Here is a 17589-nt window from a genome sequence, read left to right on the forward strand (position 1 = left end):
AACGTGGGTACTTCGTCCGTCTGTCCATGGTCGCCGACCCGCCGACCGGTCGAAAGGGGGCGAATGTGGCTAAGGTGTCTCGCGATGAACGGCGATCGCGTCATAGGCGGGTACGTGCTGCGGCGCCTGCTCGTCCGGGGCGGCATGGGCGAGATGCGCCCCGCGGCCACGCCCACCGGGGGCCTGGCCGCCAGCAAGATCATTGATTCGGCACTGGCCCGGGATCCGGCGTTCCGGCGGCGCTTCGAGCGGGAGGTGGCGGCGCGGCGGGTCGCCCGGTTCCGCACCGTGCCCGTCATCGACGCCGGGATCGACGGGGACGTCGCCTCTCTCGTCACCGAGTACGTCAAAGGGCCCGACCTGGCGCAGGCCGTACGCGAGCAGGGGCCTTCGGCCGGGGGTGTCGCGGTCGTGCTCGGCGTGGCCGCCGCCGTCAGCGTGCCTGGGCCGGTGGGGGAGAGGCGGCCGTAGGTGGACGGCACATGAGCCAGGAGCCGCGGTTCGGCGTGCTCGGGCAGCTGCGGATCGACGGCGGCCGGACGCCCGGCCCCGCCAAGCACCGCACCGTGCTGGCCGCCCTCCTGCTGTCGGCCCGCCACCCCGTGCCGGTCGAGCGGCTCCTGTCCGTGGTCTGGGACGACCGGCCGCCCGCCTCGGCGGAGTCGGTGCTCAGGGTGTACGTCAGCGCGCTGCGCAAGCTCGTGGACGGCATCCGTACGGTGCCCGGCGGCTACCTGTTCGACGTCGACAGGGACGCGGTGGACTGCCACCGGTTCGAACGGCTGGTCGCGGAGGCGCGGCGGGCACGGGAGGCGGGCAGCGTCGCGGCGGCGGCCGAGGGGTTCCGGGCCGCGCTGGCGCTGTGGCGGGGGCAGGCGCTGGCCGATGTCGAGTCGTCGATCCTGCGCAGGGAGTACGGCGTACCGCTGGAGGAGGCGCGACTGACCGCCCTGGAGGAGCGCGTACGGCTGGACCTGCGCCTGGGCAGGGGCGCCGAGGTGGTCGGCGAGCTGCGGGCGCTGGCCGGGGCGCATCCGCTGCGGGAAGGGGCCTGGGCGCTCCTCATCGAGGCGTTGCACCAGGCCGGCCGCAGGTCGGAGGCGCTCGGCGCCTTCCAGGACGCGCGGCGCACGCTCGTGGACGAGCTCGGCCTGGAACCCGGAGCCGTCCTGACCGCCGCCCACCGACGAGTCCTGAACGACCAGGGCACCGCAGCCGACCGGGTCTCTCCGGAGGGCGTGGCCGTCGCGGCGCCCCCGGAGGCCGGGGACGCGGTCCGGTTCCTCGGGTCCGGGGGTGCGGCGGGGCTCCAGGTGGCTGGAGGAATGGCCGGATACCCGACGGCACAGGCTGGGGCGGCCGGCGGGTACCCGTCGGTGGACGCCGTGGCGGGGGCTGGGGGTGCGCCGGGGGCCCTGGGCGAGAGCGCTTTTTCTCCGTACCCCGGAGAGGGGACTTTCCGGCGGGGTGGGGTGGCGGATGAGTTGCCGCCGGACATCTCGGATTTCGCTGGGCGGCGGGAGGTGCTTGAGTGGATTGCCCGGCTGGCCGGGGAGGACGCCGCCGCGCCCGTGCAGGTGGTGCTGCACGGGCCTCCGGGCTGCGGCAAGTCGGCTGTTGCGGTGCATGCCGCCACCGGGATCGAACGGCCTGACGGTCGTCTGTACGCGTCGCTCGGCGCCAGGCCGCCCGGAGCGGTGCTGGAGGATCTGCTGCGGTCGCTCGGCTGCCCCGACGGGGCGGTACCGCCGGCGACGGACGAGCGGGTGCGGCTCTACCGCACCATGACCGCCCGCAGGCGGCTGCTCGTCGTGCTGGACGACGCCGCCGACGAGGCCCAGGTACGCCCCCTGCTCCCCACCGGACCGGGCAGCCTGACCCTGGTGACGAGCCGGTCGCCGCTGGCCGGGCTGGAGGCGGCGCGGGCGTACGAGCTGGGGGTGCTGGACGACGACGAGGCACTCGCGATGCTCGGTGGCGTCACCGGGCACGAGCGGGTGCGGGCGGAGCCGGAGGCCGCCCTGCGGATCGTCCGGCTCTGCGGGCAGCTGCCCCTCGCACTGCGCATCGCCGGGTCCCGCCTGGCCAGGAAACCCGGCTGGACGCTCGCGTACCTGGCAGACCGCCTGGGGGACGAGCGACGCCGGCTCGACGAGCTCAGCGCGGGCGACCTGGCCGTACGGAGCAGCCTCGCGCTCGGCTACCGCGGCCTGCCCGACCCGCAGCGGCGGCTGCTGCGCGGGCTCGGCGCGCTGTCGGCGCCCGACTTCGCGTCCTGGGTGTTCGACGCCGACCTGGAACCGCTCGCGGAGGCCGGGCTGCTGCAGTCGCGCGGCCTGGACGAGGCGGGCCAGGAACGCTACGGCCGGCACGACCTGACCCGGCTCTACGCCGCCGAACGCCTGGCCGAGGAGGACGGCGGTCCCGCCCGCGTGCTGGCGGCGACGGCGGGCGCGATCTTGGAGCGCACCCGGCGGGCCAGGGCGTCGCTGCTGCCCGCGGAGCCGGGCACCGGCCGTACCGAAATCAGCCTGACCGACCACGGCGCCGCGCTCCGGACGGGATGGCTGCGGCAGGAGGCCCGGTGGCTGAGCGCCGAGCGCCGCTTCCTCGTCGCCTGCGTCGGCGACTTCTTCGGCGCCGGTCTGTACGAGGCCGCGTGGCGGCTGGCGTTCTATCTGGTGCCGCTGTTCGAGCTGGGCGCGCACCACGACGACTGGCACGCGACCACGGCCGTCGGGCTCGACGCGGCCAGGGCGGCCGGCCACCGGAACGGCGAGGCGCTGCTGCTGCGCGGCCTGGCCGACCTGCACCGCGCGGAGGGCCGCATGGACGCGGCGGCAGCGGCGCTGCGGGCGGCACAACCGCTGGTGGAGGGGCTGGAGCTGGCCCGGATCACGCTCCGGCTCGGCCACGTCCAGGTCGCGACCGCCGGGTCCCGGCCGGCGCAGGCGGAGCACGCGTTCCTGCGGGCGTTGCGGGCGTTCGAGGAGGGCGGCGACCGGCGCGGCCGGGCGGACGCGCTGCGCGCGCTGGGCGCCCTGCGGGGGGACGAGCGGGCGCTCCACGAGAGCCTGGCCGTCCATCGCGAGCTGGGCGATCCGCGCGGCGAGGCGGAGGCGCTGCTCGACCTGGCCAGGCTGCATCTGGCCGCCTGCCGGTACGCGCCGGCCCGCGACTGTGTGGAACGCCGGCTGCGGCTCAACCGCCGCCTCGGCGACCGGCTGCCGGAGGCGGCGGCGCTGCTCGTACGGGCCGAGATCGCCGCGGCGGAGGGCGCTCCGGACGCCGCCGCGGACTCGGCGCGGCAGGCGCTGGAGACCTTCACCGCGTACGGCGACCGCAGAGGCGTGGCCCGGGCCCTGCTGGCGCTCGCCAGGGCCGCTTCGGACAAGGATGACGCCGGACAGGCGATTGGGCACCTGATGCGCGCTGTGGGAGAGTACGACAGCCTCGGTGACCTTCAGGGAAGGGCCGAGGCGGAACGGCTCGCGGGGGAGGCCCGCAGGCGGCGTGGTCAGCGGATATAGCGGACTATACGGATCCTGAAGGTCGCCTTCCTAGAGTGAGGCCGTCATCCCCCGAAGACGAAGGTGATCTCATATGCGAAAGACGTTCGCGCTCGTCGCGGCGGCCGTCGCGCTGACCGGCTGCGGCATGCTCCCCGGCCAGCAGGGCCTCGGCGGAGAGGAGCGGCAGACGGCCGCCACCACCCTGGAGCAGGTGGAGGAGACGGCCGCGGAGACCCCTGCGGAGACCCTTGCGCAGACCCCTGCCGAGAGCGCGCCGCCGCAGCAGGACCAGGTGATCGCCAGCCGTGAGACCAAGGTCGCGTCGGGCGCCAACCACGGCACGGCGCGGGCCGAGATCACCGGGCTCAAGCGCCAGGGCCGCACGGCCACCCTCAGCTGGACGGTCACCGCCCTTGACGGCAAGGTCAACGTGCACAACGGCATGGGCTCGTACACGCTCGACTTCACGGTCTCGGCGGTCGCGCTGATCGACCCGGTCAACGCCAAGCGCTACCGGGTGGCCCGCAACGGCGCCGGCCAGGACGCCAAGTGCGTCTGCTCCCACACGCAGGGGCAGTTCCTGGAGCAGGGCGAGACGTCCTCGCTGTACGCGGTGTTCGCGGCCCCGCCGCCGGACGTGACCAAGGTCAACGTCGAGCTGCCCATGATCGGCGTGATCAGCGATGTTCCGATCTCTTAGCGCCGCGCTCGTCCTGGCCCTGTCGCCGACGCCCGCGCCCGAGGTCCCGCCCGCCGGGGCCACAGGGGTCGTCGAGGACCTCGTGCTGCCCGTGGAGGACATCGTGGGCGAGGTCGAGTCGATGGACGGCACCGAGAGCGAGACGACCCGGGGGCAGGAGGTGACGGTGGCGCTGACCAGCGACGTGCTGTTCGCCGTGGACAAGTGGCGGCTCACCGCCTCCGCCCGGCAGCGGCTGGCGAAGGTGGCCGAGAAGGTGTCCGCCGAGGGCGCGGGCGGGGTGGTCAGGATCGAGGGGCACACGGACGACCAAGGGGCGGACGCGTACAACGTCACGCTGTCGCAGCGGCGGGCGCAGGCCGTGCTTACGGCCATGCACGGGCTGCTCGCGGACGCGGGCGTCACCCTGCGGGCGCGCGGCTACGGCGAGAGCCGGCCGAAGCTGCCGAACATGGTCGAGGGCAAGCCGGTGGCGGAGAACCGCGCCGAGAACCGCCGCGTCGAGATCACCTTCACCGCGAAGTCCTGATCCGCACCGGACCGCCTGGGGCAGATCGCGGGTCAGTTGGCCTGGAGCTCGCCGAGGGTGACGGTGACGGTTTCCGTGTCGCCGTTGGTGCGCACTCCCACGCGGATGCGGTCGCCCGGTTTGAAGGTCGTGATGGTCTCGGTGAGGACGGCTATGGTCGGGGTGTCCTTGCCGTTGATCGAGACGATCACGTCCCCGGAGCGGATGCCGGCCCGGGCGGCGGCTCCGTTCGGTTCGACGGTGGCCACGCCGACCCCGCTGGGCCGGCCGTCCGCGCCGATGACCGTGCTGCCGCGGATGCCGAGCGCGGCTCGGTGGCTGTTGGTGACCCGTCCGTGGGTGACGATCTGCCGGGCGATGTCCGTGGCGGTGTTGCTGGGGATCGCGAACCCGATGCCCGGCGCCGCGCCCCCGCCGAACGTCGGGTCCGTGGCGGCCAGCGTCGGAATCCCGATCACGTGGCCCGACAGGTCCACGAGGGCGCCCCCGCTGTTGCCGGGGTTGATCGAGGCCGAGGTCTGGATCGCTCCCGCGATGGTGGCGCCCGGCGACCCGGGGTCCTGCGGTTCCGAGACCGTACGGCCGAGGGCCGAGACGATGCCGTCCGTCACGCTGCCGGAGAACCCCAGCGGGTTGCCCATGGCGAGCACGATCTGCCCGACCCGCAGCTTGCCGGAGTCCCCGAACGTGGCGGGGCGCAGCCCGTCCGGCCGGTCCACCTTGATCACGGCCAGGTCGCCGGCGGGGAACGACCTGACCAGCCTGGCCTTGCGCGGCGATCCGCCGGTGGCGATGGTGACGGTCATCTCCTTGGCCTCGCCGATCACGTGGGCGTTCGTGACGATGTGGCCGTTGGTGTCGAACACGACTCCCGACCCGAGCCCGACGCTCGTGGTGATCTGCACGATGGACGGCAGGACCTGGGAGATGACCCTTTCGTAGGCGGTCTCCAGCGACTGCACCGGAGCCGTCGTGGCGGGTGACGGCGTTCCGGGAGAAGCCGGGGTGGCCGTCCCGGCCGGTGAGGTGGGCGAGGTGGGCGCGGTGGGCGTGCCGGTGGGGGGAGGCCCGCAGCCGGTCAGCAGTACGGCGGCGGCGGCCAGTCCCGCGACGAGCTCCCTCATGGGCAGATTTCTGCCCATAACGGGACGAAAGATACTCTTTTCGGACATTCCGCCTGGTCAGCCCGCCGTGCGGGGCCCACGGCGCGAAGGCGCCAGGAGGTCTACCGGTCGGTCCTCGGGGCGCTGAGCATCGCCGACTCGATGATCGTGTGCAGTTCCTCGCGGCCGGCGCCGTCGCGGGCCTGAACGGCCAGGCCGTGGAGCACCGTGGTGAACAGGGCCGCGAGGGCGTCGAGGTCGGCGGTGGCCGGGACGTCGCCCGCCGCCACGCCCCTGCTGAGCCGTTTCCTGAACAGCTCGCGCACGGCCTGCCGGCGCTCGGTCACGAAAGCGCTGACCTCTTCGTTGCGCGCGCTGCCGGCCGCCGCCGCGAGGACGACCATGCATCCGGGCGGCCGCTCCGGGTCGGTGAACGTGACGATGTTGGCCCGCAACATCGCGCGGATGCCCTCGTAGGCCGTCGGCGCCTCTTCGAGTGCCTGTTGCGCCGGGGCGCCGACCGTCGACCCGTACAGCTCGACGGCTTCCCGGAACAGGCCCTCCTTGCTGCCGAAACAGGCGTAGAGGCTGGGGGAGGCGATGCCCATCTCGGTGGTGAGGCGAGTCATCGAGGCGCCGTCGAAGCCGTACTTCCAGAAGACCTCCATCGCCTTGCGCAGCGCGGCGTCTCGGTCGAAGCCGCGCGGTCTGCCTCGTTGCCCCATGGAACTCCCTCATTTCTGTGCTGACTTTAACATAAATGGGTTGACCTGCTGTAATGCGATGCTAGATTTCTGTATCGATCGACACAGAAATGAGGACGGCATGAGTGAGCTGTCGGGCAGGGTGGCGCTGGTCATGGGTGGCAGCCGGGGGATCGGGGCGGAGATCGCCCGTACGCTGGCCAGGAACGGGGCGGCCGTCGGCTTCACCTATCACAGCGCGGCGGACCAGGCGCATGGCCTTGAGGAGGAGATCCGGGCGCCCGGCGGACACGCGCTCGGGATCCGGGCGGACAGCGCCGACCCCGAGGCCGTGCGGGCGGCGATCGAGACGACCGTCGCCAGGTTCGGCCGGTTCGACATCCTGGTCAACAACGCGGGGGTGTTCCCGTCCGGGCCCCTGGACGAGGTGACGCTGGAGGACGTCGACCGCACGCTGGGGATCCACGTCCGGGGCGCCTTCGTCGCCGCGCAGACCGCGGCGCGCCACATGACCGACTACGGCCGGATCATCAACATCGGCAGCTGCCTGGCCGAACGGCTGCCCGGGCCGGGCATGACGCTGTACGCGATGAGCAAGTCGGCGCTGAAGGGCCTCACCAAGGGGCTGGCCAGGGACCTGGGCCCGCGCGGCATCACCGCGGTCGTGGTGGACCCCGGCCCCACGGACACCGACATGAACCCGGCCGACGGCGCCGCGGCCGACTTTCTCCGCCAGTTCATCGCCGTCGGTCATTACGGACACGCGCGGGACATCGCCGGCATGGTGGCCTACCTGGCCGGCCCCGGCGGTCGCCATGTCAGCGGCGGCTCGATCGCGGTGGACGGCGGTTTCGCCGCCTGACCCGGCGGCTCAGGTCGTCAGATACGCCTCCCGGACGTCCCGCCTGCTCAGCTTGCCCGTCGGCGTACGCGGCAGCGACTCCCGGTACTCGATCACCCGCGGATGCTTGAGCCGGGCCAGTCGAGGCGCGCAGTGGCTCAGCAGCTCGGCGGTGAGCTCGTCCCCGCCGGTGAAGCCGGGGGCGAGCTGGACGAGGGCGACGACCTTCTGTCCCCACTCGGGGTCGGGGACGCCGATCACCGCCACGTCGGTCACGGCGGGATGCTCCAGCAGCACCGCCTCGATCTCGGCCGGGTAGATGTTCACCCCGCCCGAGATGATCAGGTCGGTGCGCCGGTCGAGCAGGAACAGGTAGCCGTCCTCGTCGAGGTAGCCGATGTCGCCGGGCGTGTATGCGCGATCGCGCATGGACGCGGCCGTCTTGTCCGGGTCGCCGTGGTACTCGAAGCGGTTGATGCCGCCGATGTAGACCAGGCCGGGGGCGCCGGGGCCGACCTCGCGGCCGTCCTCGTCCACGATCGTGAACGTCATGCCGTCCAGCGCCCTGCCGACTGTGCCCGGCTTGGCCAGCCACTCCTGCGAGGACACCATGGTGGCCACGGCGGCCTCGGTGGAGCCGTAGTACTCCCACAGCACCGGCCCCAGCCAGTCGATCATGGCCTTCTTGGTGGCCGGCGGGCACGGCGCGGCCCCGTGGTAGAGATGAGTGAGGGACGACAGGTCGTACGACTCCCGGTCGGGCACCGCCAGCAGCGGTGGAACATCGTCGGCACCATGAACGCGTTCGTCACCCGATGCCGCTGGATCAGCTCCAGCGCCTCTCTCGCCTCGAACCGCTCCGGCGCCACGATCGCGTGCCCGAACTGCAGCGCCATCATCGCCTGTCCGTACGGCGCCGAGTGGTAGAGCTGCGAGCACACCAGGTGGACGCCGCCCGCCGGCAGGCCGAAGTGCCGCCAGCTCTTGCGCATGAGGATCGGGTAGAGCTCCTCCGGCGTCAGATCGAGCAGCCGTCGGCGCACGCCCTTGGGGCGGCCGGTGGTGCCCGAGGTGTAGAGCATCATCGATCCGGCACGGCGGTGGGCGGGCGGGGTGGACGGTTGTCCGGCGACGAGCTCGCCGACCGTGAGGGTGTCCGGCGAGATCACCACCTTGGCCCCGCAGTCGGAGATGATGTAGTCGATCTCCTCGGTGGTGTAGTGCCAGTTGACCGGGACGAGATAGGCCCCGATCTGGTACGTCGCCAGCATCATCGTGAGGAAGTCGAGACCGTTCTTCAGCACGGTCACGACGCAGTCACCCTGGCCTGCTCCGCGCGAGGTCAGGCCGTTGGACGCCTGGTTGACGCGGGAGAGCAGCGCTCCGTAGGTCGTGCCTTCCTCGCCGAGGAGGGCGGGGCGTTCAGGGTCGTGGGCCGCGATCTCGTAGAAACCCCTCATGTTCGCAGACCTTACAGAATTACATTCTGCACAGGGAATAGCGGAATTATCCTGCTCCATCGTGACGTAATCTCAAGGTCATGGCGGACGTCGGCGACCAGAGCTCTGGATATGATCCCCCCACCACTCCGTTTCGCAAGATCGTCCTGCCTGCGGAGGAGACGGTCAAGATCTCTCAGCCGTCGGCTGCGGAGACGTCCGGCCCGGTGAAGACGCCCGGCCCGGGCTCCGGTCAGGGGGGCGGCGACAGTGCGCCCCCGGTTCCGCCGTCGGCCCCGTCCCAGGGCGGAGCGGCCGACCGGCCATCCGGCGAGAAGCCGGGCCAGGCGGCGCAGGCGTCGGCCAAGGGCGCCGGCAAGTCTCCGGCGAAGGGCGCCTCTCCATCGAGCCAGCCTTCGTCCCGTCCGGCGACCCGCCCCACCACCGGCCGCCCGTCGGCCCAGCCACCGTCCCACCCCACACAGACGAACCAGGACCAAGGCCAGAGCCAAGGCCAAGGCCAGGACCAAGGCCAGGGTCAAGGCCAAGGTAAGAGCCCGGCCAAGGGTAAAGGCAAGGGACAAGGGCAAGGCAAGGGCGCGAAGGGCGCTCCCCGACAGGCCCCGGGCCGCCCCGCCCCGCCACAACAACAAGCCACCCCACAGCGCAACCAGCCACCCAGCGCCCCGCAGACAGCCCCGCAGCCAGGCCCGCAGACAGGCCCACGCCGGCAGCCGCCGTCGGGTCCGCAGGCGGTGCAGGGTCAGTCTCGGGCGGGTGGGCAGGCCGGGGTGCGTCCGCAGCCGGCGTCCGGTCCGCAGGTGCAGCCGCCGTCGGGTCCGCAGGCGGTGCGGGCTCAGCCGCAGTCCGGTCCGCAGAAGGTGCAGGCCCCGCCGTCGTCGGGGTCGCAGGCGGGTGCTCAGGGGCAAGGGCAGGCGGGTCCGCAGGCGCAGGCGGGGTCTTCGCAGCAGGCGCCTCCGGGAGCGCGGGCGGAGTCGCGGCCGGGCCCCCAACCGGGGCCGGTGGCGCATCCCCAGGCCGGGCCGGCGGGGCATCCCCAGGCCGGGCCGGCGACTCCTCAGGCCGGGCCGGCGGCTCCCCAGGCCGGGGCCGCGACGCATCCCCAGGTGGAGTCCGAGGCGCAGACGCAGCCGCCGGGGAGGCAGGTGTGGCCCCAGGTGCGGCATCCGCAGGGGCAGCCGCCTTCGGGGCCTGATGGGCGACCGGCCGCAGGGCCGCACGGGCAATTTCCTGCAGGGCCGTACCGGCAACCTCCCTCAGGACCGCACGGGCAGGTGCCATCAGGGCAGTTCGGGCCGTCGGCTTCGGGGCCGTACGGACAGCCGGGTTCGGGAGCGTATGGGCCAGGCGCTGCTTCGGGGCCGCAGGGGCAGCACGTCCCGGGCCCTCAGGGGAACTCGCCTGCAGGCGCGCAGGGAGGTTCCGGGGGGCTGGCGGGGACGCCGGGGTTCCAGGTGGAGCCGTTGGCGCCGGTACCGGTGAGGCCGCCCCGGCGGGGGGTCGGGGACATCCCGATCAAGGTGGTCTACCTGGCCGGCGCCATTGTGGCGACGGTGCTCGCCGTGGTGCTGGTGTTCTACGTGTTCTCCGGTGACGTGCCGAACCAGGATGCCGAGCAGGTCGTCCGGGTGGCGCCGGTGCCCTCCGTCACGGCGACTCCGACCCCGTCGGCCAGTCCGACGCCGACGGAGAGCCCGATCGTGCTGCCGCCGGTGCCGGAGAGCAAGAAGTTCGCCACCTTCCCCGGCAAGGCGTCCGCCGTCGTCAACACCATCACCGACAAGAACACCGGCATCACGTACCCGAGGCTGGCCAAGCCGTGGCAGGCCAAGTCGTTCTCGCCGTTCTCGGTCGCGCAGCGGATCGGCGAGGTGGCCGTCCCGCACACGGTGGTCGCCTCCGCGATGCTCCCCGGCGAGTCGCCCGAGGAGAAGCCCTCCTCGGACGCCGACTACCGTGAGATCGCCACCCAGGCCGTCCGCTGGACGATGCGCACGCAGTACCCGAAGGGCGCCACGCTCTCCTGGACGGCGTCGCAGAAGATCCCGGTCGGCAAGGGGTGGACGCTCGGCTACAAGGTCACCTACACCCACGACGGCAAGGAGCAGGACGCCCAGGCGATGGTGACGGTCCTCGAGGTGGGCAAGACGAAGCCGGCCATGCTCATGGCGTCGATCCCCGAGACGAACAAGGCCCGCTGGCGCGACCTGAACACCCTCGTGGAGCGCGTACGCCCCCTCTAGAAACCTCTAGGCCAGAAGCATCCTCTAGAATATGGTTCTGGGCATGCATCCGGACCTGGCTGGAGGATGAGGAATGGCTATCGGGTTGAGCGAGGAGCACGAGGCGCTCCGCGAGTCGGTGAGCGGCTGGGCCGAGCGCAACATCCCCTCGGAGCTGCTGCGCGCCGGATCGGACGGGCGTCCGCCGTTCTGGTCGGGCCTCGCCGAGCAGGGACTGCTCGGCCTGCACCTGCCCGAGGAGGCCGGCGGATCCGGCTACGGGCTGCTGGAGACCGCCGTGGCCGTCGAGGCGCTGGCCGAGCGGATGGCGCCCGGCCCCTACGTGCCGACGGTGCTGGCGAGCGCGGTCATCCACGCGTCGAAGCGTCACGAGCTGCTGGAGCCGCTGGCCGACGGCACGCTGACCGGCGCCGTGGCGCTGACCGGCGCGCTCACCGGCACGCGTGCCGACGACGGCTCCCTGGTCGTGTCGGGCACCGTCGAGCCCGTGCTCGGCGGCTCGCTGGCCGACGTGCTGGTGCTGCCGGTCTCGACCTCGGAGGGCGAGGAGTGGATCGCGCTCGACGCCTCCGTGGCGACCGTCACGCCGATCAAGTCGCTCGACCTGACCAGGCCGGTCGCGAAGGTGGAGCTGTCGGACGTGACCGTGCCCGCCGAGCGGGTGCTCGACGGCGTCGAGGGCCCCGACGTGCTGAACCTGGCCGCGATCATCCTCGGCGCCGAGGCCGCCGGCCTGGCGTCGTGGTGCGTCACGTCCTCCGCCGAGTACGCGAAGGTGCGCGTCCAGTTCGGCCGGCCGATCGGCCAGTTCCAGGGCATCAAGCACAAGTTGTCGCGCATGCTGGTCGCGCTGGAGCAGGCCCGCGCCACCGTGTGGGACGCCACCCGCGCCGCGGAGCGGGGAGCCGGGCCGGAGAGAGCGACGGAGGAGCCGACGGAGGCCCGTGGGAGCGCGACCGTCAGCGCGGCCAAGGAGCTGGAGTTCGCCGCCGCCGTCGCCGGAGTGATGGCCCCCGACGCGGCCGTGCTGTGTGCCAAGGACGCCATCCAGACGTTCGGCGGCATCGGCTACACCTTCGAGCACGACGTCCACCTGTACTACCGCCGCGCGCTCACCCTGCGTGCCCTGCTCGGCTCCTCGGCCGAGTGGGCGGCCACGGTGACCTCCCTCTCGCTCCAGGGCGTCTCCCGCGACATGCAGATCGAGCTGCCGGAGGACGCCGAGGAGCTGCGCGAGTCGATCCGCTCCGAGATCGCGGAGATCGCCCGGTCGGAGGGCAAGGAGCAGAAGCGCGCCCTGGCCGAGCGCGGGTTCGTCATGCCGCACCTGCCCAAGCCGTGGGGCCGCGGCGCCAAGCCGCTGGAGCAGGTGCTGATCGCGCAGGAGCTCAAGGCCGCCAAGGTCAAGCTGCCCGCCCTGATCATCGGCGCGTGGGTGGTGCCGTCCATCGCCGTGTACGGCACCGAGGACCAGCAGCAGCGCTTCCTGCCGAAGACGCTCAGCGGCGAGATGATGTGGTGCCAGCTGTTCTCCGAGCCCGGCGCCGGCTCCGACCTGGCCTCGCTGCAGATGAAGGCGGAGAAGGTCGAGGGCGGCTGGCGGCTCAACGGCCAGAAGATCTGGACGTCGGTCGCGCACTTCGCCGAGTGGGGCATCTGCATCGCCCGCACCTCCAACGAGGGCACCAAGCACCAGGGCATCACGTATTTCCTGGTCAACATGAAGGACCCGGGCGTCACGGTCCGGCCGCTGACCGAGATGACCGGCGAGAACCTCTTCAACGAGGTCTTCCTCGACGACGTCTTCGTCCCGGACGACCTGGTCGTGGGCGAGGTCGGCGAGGGCTGGAAGGTCGCCCGCAACACGCTGTCCAACGAGCGCGTCTCGATGGGCTCCGGGTCCGCCGGGGCCGCCGGCGTGTCCGACGTGCTCGGCCTGGTCGGGCGGCTCGGCCGGGAGCTGTCGCCGGTCGAGGCGCAGAAGGTGGCCGAGGTGGTCTGTGAGAGCCACTCGATCGCCGCGCTGGGGCTGCGGGTCACGCTCAAGCAACTGGCCGGCGCGGAGCCGGGGGCGGACGCCTCCGTGCGGAAGCTGTTGTCCACCTCGCACGCCCAGCACGTGGCGGAGACCGCGGTGGAGCTGCTCGGCGCCCAGGCCGTCGTCGCCGCGGACATGAAGCTCGGCGACGCCGGCTTCTGGAACCGATCGGTCCTCGCCACCCGGGCCATGACCATCTACGGCGGCACGACCGAGGTCCAGCTCAACATCATCGGCGAGCGCATGCTCGGCCTGCCGAGGGACCCCGAGCCGGGCAAGTGACGGCTTCCGGCCATCCCCCTCAGGGGTTGCGGGGGGATGGCCGGTTCCTCGTTCAGGCTCCGGGCAGCCGTACGGCGATCATGGCGATGTCGTCCTTGCGCGCCATGGGCAGCCGGGTGAGCAGCAGGTCGCAGAAGGCGTCGAGGGGCTCGCAGGCCATCGAGGCGGCGGCCAGGCGAAGGCGTTCCAGGCCCGCGTCGAGGTGTTCGCCGGGCAGCTCCACCAGGCCGTCGGTGTAGAGCAGCAGCGTGCTGCCCGGCGGCAGCGACGCGACGGCGGTGGTGCGCGGCATGTCGTAGGCCACGCCCAGCATGGGGTTGACGGCGCCTTCGAGGTAGCGCGCCTCGCCTCTGCACGTGACCAGCAGGGGCGGCGGGTGGCCGGCCACCGAGTAGCGCACCCATCGCGCGCCCTCGTCCTGGCCTTCCACGCGGGCCAGGACGCAGGTCGCGGTGTCCTCGTCGTCGAGCAGCTCGGTGGCGATGTTCAGGCGGCGCAGGATGTCGCCAGGAGGTTCGCGGCGGTCCATCGCCAGGCCCCTGAGCATGTTGCGCAGCTGGCTCATGGTGACGGCGGCGCCCAGGTCGTGCCCGGCCACGTCGCCGATGGTCAGGATCGTCGAGCCGTCCGGCGACACGAACGAGTCGTACCAGTCGCCGCCGATCTCCGCCGCGGTGGCGCTCGCCCGGTAGCGGGCGGCGATCTCCAGGCCCGGCACCTGCGGGGGATCGGGGAGCAGGTAGTTCTGCAACGCGAGCGCGACGCGCTGGGTGCGCTGGAACCGCATGGCGTTGCTGAGGTGGGCGTGCGCGTGGTCCAGCATGTGGCCCAGCAGGTCGACGTCGGCGGCGCTGAGCGGCTCGCGGTCGCCGCAGATCGTGGCCACCACCACCGCCGCCACCGCGCCGTCCACGACGACCGGCACCAACGCCGTGCTGTTGGCCTCGACGGCGGCGAACCACTCCTCCGTGCCCGTCGGCGGGGCGCCGGGTGGCGGCGTTCCCGGGGGGAACGTGGTGCGGATCGGCTGCCGGGTCCTGATCACCTTGGCGAAGTCGCTGTCGGGCTCGAACCGTTCTGTGCGCAGCGGCGGGCGCGTCAGCAGCCCGTCCCGCACCGTGTTCGCGACCCGCTCGGCGAAGAAGGGCGAGGGGATCGACTCGTCCTCCATCTCGGGCAGGAGGTAGATGCCGCACCCGTCGGACACGGCAGGCACGATCACCTGGGAGAGCGCGGTCAGCACGTCGTTGAGGTCGGCGAGGTCCGCGGTGGCCGCCGCTGCCTGGTCGAGCAACTCTCTGTGGCGTGCCTCCGCCCACTCCTGCTCGATGTCGGTGATGGCGCCTACCCACTCGACCAGCTCGCCGTTCTCGACGATGGGCACGGCCCGGGCGCGGACGTGCCGGTAGGCGCCGCAGGGGGTCCTGAGCCGGAGGACGTGCGCCCAGCGGGCCAGCCGGCGCACGGTGTCGAGCCACCTGTCGATGGTGGGCTGGCGGTCGTCCGGGTGCACGGCGTTCAGCCAGCCGTGGCCGCGGTACTCCTCCCACGACTGCCCGGTGTAGCGCTGCCAGCCGACGCTCGGCTCGTTCACCTGGCCGTTGGGGCCGGTCACCCAGGTCGCCTGCGTCACGATCTGGAGCAGGCTCTGGTAGCGCTGCAGGAACCTGCGGCGTTCGTCGGCGACGGAGCCGATCACCTGGGCGGCTTCGACCTCGGAGGTGACCTCCACGGCCATGAGGAGCACGCCGTCCTCGCCGTCCTCGAGCGTGATCTTCGACAGGCTGGCGGAGGCGTAGCGTTCCCGTCCGGCCGAAGGGTGATCGCCGTACTCGAACGGCAGCTCCTGCAGACTGATCGCCTTGCCGGTCTCACGCACCTGTTCGAGGAGCGAGAAGTAGCCCTCCTGGCTGATGTCGCCGAAGATCTCGCGGGCCGGTGCTCCGAGCCGGCGTTCGCCGACGATCTCCTGGTAGGCGTAGTTCATGTAGATGAGCCGGTGATCGGGGCCGCTGAACACAGCCACGCCCACCGGAGCGGGATCGAAGACGTCCAGCGGCAGATCGCCGGCCGTTCTCGGTTCCGCGTCCTTCATTCGTGCCTTCCCCCGGCCACCCCGCCGGTGCTTGGGCCGTCCCGCGGTGGCAGGACCATAAGTGGTCTGAGGATATGTCGGGTTTCGCCCAAAAAGCGAAATATTCGGGGCAAGGTCGAGGGTTAACCCGGGGCTGTCGGCCCGGGGATCCGCGCCGCGGGCGACGGCCAAGGTGGTGGCGTCCCGGTCGGCCGCCTCGCGCCGGCGCTCCGGGCGGCCGCCCTGCCCGGCCGCTATCCCCCTACGGGGCGCGGGGGGACGGCCGGTTTCTCGTCGTCGGCGACCGGGACGCCGAGCCTGATCTCGCCCACGCAGGTCGTGCCGTCGAGCGTGCGGAGGACGAGCTCGTCGCCGCCGCCGGTGACCGTGGTGAAGGTCACACCCAGGTTCCGGCCGGCCCGCGCTTCCGCCCCCGCCGTGCCGAGCCGGACCGACAGGGTGGTGGGGGCGCCGTTCAGATAGGAGATCTGTACGGTGTGCTCGGCGTCACGGACCGGGGCGGGCAGGCGGAAGCGCACCGCGTCCGGCCCGACGGGCGTGCAGCCGCCGCCGGCGGGGGCGGGGATCATGACGCCGTCGATCCGCACCGGACGCAGCCGGCCGCTCGCGTCGAACACCAGCGGGTCAGCCACCGGCCCCGCCAGCCGCCTGGTCCACACGACCCGGTGCGGCGCGGCCGGGCCGACGACCCTGGAGTGCAGGGCGTAGTCGTAGAAGAACGGCGGGAACACCACCTTGTCCGGCACGTACGTGTCCAGCACCGTGGAGCCCGCGGGCACCTGGGCGAGTGCCTGCTCGGCGGTCTGCACGTAACGCTTGACGTTCCTGCCGAGCGGCCGGTCGGCGTACGCGGCGACCGACCAGAGCGAGCCCGCCGTGACCGCGGCCGCCAGCGGCACCCAGGCCCAGCGCCACCGCGGCGCAGGACGCCGCCACGGCCGCTCCTCGCCCCGCACCGGGATGAACGCCAGCCCGATGACGAGCGCCATCACGACGGCGGTGGACGAGATGTACCGCAGCTCGAACCCGCTCAGATCGGGACCGAGCAGCTCGACCCGCCCCAGCATGATCGGGACCACGTCCGCCAGCAGGAAGTAGCCCAGCAGCGTCGCCCACGCCAGCCAGGCCCGCCGCCGCCAGAGCACCGACACCGTCACCGCGACCGCCGCGACCGCGAGGGCCGCCCACATCAGCGGGGCGGGGGTGGCGGCCAGCGCGTAGTCGTCGCCGATCGGCTGCCACCGCCAGGGCCCGCCCAGCGCCGTGGGCACCAGCGAGCCGGACAGCAGCGTCCACACGGATTTCGCGGCCACCTCGGGGCTGGGCAGCCGCGGCTCGAACGTCTCGTTCGTCAGCTGCACCGACGTGAACAGCCGGTGGAAGAAGACGATCGCGTACGGGACCAGCACGCCCAGGTGGAGCAGCCATGCCCGGCGCAGCCGCGCCACCCCGCCGAGCCAGCCGGCCGTCAGCACGAACGCCAGCACGAGGATGAACGGCGCCTTGACGAAGAACACCATCCCGAACGCCGCCCAGCCGGCCGTGGCCAGCGCGTGCCGCAGGCGCCCGGTGCGCGCGTGCAGCACGTGAGAGGCGAGCGCCATCGGCAGCGCGATCTGGAACGGCAGCGTCTCCGCCACCACCGCCCACCACGACAACCCCGGGATCGTCATCGGTGTGACCAGCGCGAACCCGAGGGGCACGAGGATCGCCGGGCGCGGTCCGAACAGCACCCACAGCAGCCGCAGCAGCGCCAGCCCGGCCGCCGCCTGCAGGCCCATCGTGAGCGCGTGCGCGAGCAGGTCGTTGTGCACGCCGAGCCGGCCCATCGCCCAGTGGATCGCGAACGCCCCCGGCATCAGGTGGCCGAAGTCGATCCGCATGAGGTAGTCCCAGGTGAGCCCGTTCTCCAGGCCCCTGGCGATGAACATGAAGTCGTCCTGGCGGAAGTACGTCCGCCTGACCAGCTCGAACTTCCACACGAGCTGGGCCGCGACCATCACCAGGGCCACGGCCAGCACGGTGTCGCCGGAGCCTGGATGCCGGCGGACCCGCTCCGCCACCCCCACCGCCGCCGCCATC

13 protein-coding genes are annotated in these 17589 nt (G+C 72.5%); 7 read left to right on the plus strand and 6 right to left on the minus strand.

The features are described 5' to 3' along the window. Positions 1 to 84: 84 nt before the first annotated feature. From ACIBP6_RS35165 to ACIBP6_RS35180, 4 genes are all read left to right on the plus strand, one after another. Entirely contained in the window at positions 85 to 471 is a 387-nt protein-coding gene (locus ACIBP6_RS35165) for a hypothetical protein (protein WP_397058122.1), read from the plus strand. 11 nt (positions 472 to 482) lie between these two features. After that, complete coding sequence (locus ACIBP6_RS35170; protein ID WP_397058123.1) at positions 483 to 3530, plus strand: AfsR/SARP family transcriptional regulator; 3048 nt, start codon at positions 483 to 485, stop codon at positions 3528 to 3530. A gap of 73 nt (positions 3531 to 3603) precedes the next feature. Continuing rightward, a complete protein-coding gene (locus tag ACIBP6_RS35175) occupies positions 3604 to 4212 on the plus strand; it encodes a hypothetical protein (protein ID WP_397058124.1) in 609 nt (202 codons plus the stop codon). Beyond that, positions 4196 to 4741: an OmpA family protein gene (locus tag ACIBP6_RS35180; RefSeq protein ID WP_397058125.1), complete on the plus strand. Its 546-nt coding sequence runs from the start codon at positions 4196 to 4198 to the stop codon at positions 4739 to 4741. The genes ACIBP6_RS35175 and ACIBP6_RS35180 overlap by 17 nt, the downstream gene beginning before the upstream one ends. A 32-nt stretch (positions 4742 to 4773) precedes the next feature. Here the strand turns inward: ACIBP6_RS35180 and ACIBP6_RS35185 are convergent, their stop codons facing one another. Further along, positions 4774 to 5865 carry a S1C family serine protease gene (locus ACIBP6_RS35185; RefSeq protein ID WP_397058126.1) on the minus strand — a complete coding sequence of 364 codons (1092 nt, stop codon included), beginning with the start codon at positions 5863 to 5865 and terminating at the stop codon, positions 4774 to 4776. Between the two features lie 101 nt (positions 5866 to 5966). Beyond that, on the minus strand, positions 5967 to 6569 hold the full coding sequence (locus tag ACIBP6_RS35190) for a TetR/AcrR family transcriptional regulator (protein WP_397058127.1): 603 nt from the start codon (positions 6567 to 6569) through the stop codon (positions 5967 to 5969). 100 nt (positions 6570 to 6669) lie between these two features. Between ACIBP6_RS35190 and ACIBP6_RS35195 the strand changes: the two genes are divergently transcribed. Continuing rightward, positions 6670 to 7410 (plus strand): 3-oxoacyl-ACP reductase family protein, encoded by a 741-nt coding sequence (locus tag ACIBP6_RS35195; RefSeq protein WP_397058128.1) that lies wholly within the window; start codon positions 6670 to 6672, stop codon positions 7408 to 7410. A gap of 9 nt (positions 7411 to 7419) precedes the next feature. Here the strand turns inward: ACIBP6_RS35195 and ACIBP6_RS35200 are convergent, their stop codons facing one another. Together ACIBP6_RS35200 and ACIBP6_RS35205 are read right to left on the minus strand one after the other, a co-directional pair. Then, a complete protein-coding gene (locus ACIBP6_RS35200; RefSeq protein WP_397058129.1) occupies positions 7420 to 8154 on the minus strand; it encodes an AMP-binding enzyme in 735 nt (244 codons plus the stop codon). Beyond that, on the minus strand, positions 8064 to 8849 hold the full coding sequence (locus tag ACIBP6_RS35205) for an AMP-binding protein (RefSeq protein WP_397058130.1): 786 nt from the start codon (positions 8847 to 8849) through the stop codon (positions 8064 to 8066). Before ACIBP6_RS35205 ends, ACIBP6_RS35200 begins: the two co-directional genes overlap by 91 nt. 1463 nt (positions 8850 to 10312) lie before the next feature. On the opposite strand from ACIBP6_RS35205, the gene ACIBP6_RS35210 reads away from it, so the two are divergent. Together ACIBP6_RS35210 and ACIBP6_RS35215 are read left to right on the plus strand one after the other, a co-directional pair. Further along, positions 10313 to 11092, plus strand: coding sequence for a hypothetical protein (locus ACIBP6_RS35210; RefSeq protein ID WP_397058131.1), 780 nt, complete (start codon positions 10313 to 10315; stop codon positions 11090 to 11092). A gap of 73 nt (positions 11093 to 11165) precedes the next feature. After that, complete coding sequence (locus ACIBP6_RS35215; protein WP_397058132.1) at positions 11166 to 13412, plus strand: acyl-CoA dehydrogenase; 2247 nt, start codon at positions 11166 to 11168, stop codon at positions 13410 to 13412. 52 nt (positions 13413 to 13464) lie between these two features. On the opposite strand, the gene ACIBP6_RS35220 is transcribed toward ACIBP6_RS35215, so the two are convergent. Beyond that, positions 13465 to 15507: a SpoIIE family protein phosphatase gene (locus tag ACIBP6_RS35220; RefSeq protein ID WP_397058133.1), complete on the minus strand. Its 2043-nt coding sequence runs from the start codon at positions 15505 to 15507 to the stop codon at positions 13465 to 13467. Positions 15508 to 15740: 233 nt separating this feature from the next. Continuing rightward, positions 15741 to 17588, minus strand: a complete 1848-nt coding sequence (locus tag ACIBP6_RS35225; RefSeq protein WP_397058134.1) for a hypothetical protein — start codon at positions 17586 to 17588, stop codon at positions 15741 to 15743. Position 17589 lies beyond the last annotated feature (1 nt).

Origin of the sequence: Nonomuraea terrae (assembly GCF_044465245.1) — a bacterium.
Classification (GTDB): domain Bacteria; phylum Actinomycetota; class Actinomycetes; order Streptosporangiales; family Streptosporangiaceae; genus Nonomuraea; species Nonomuraea terrae.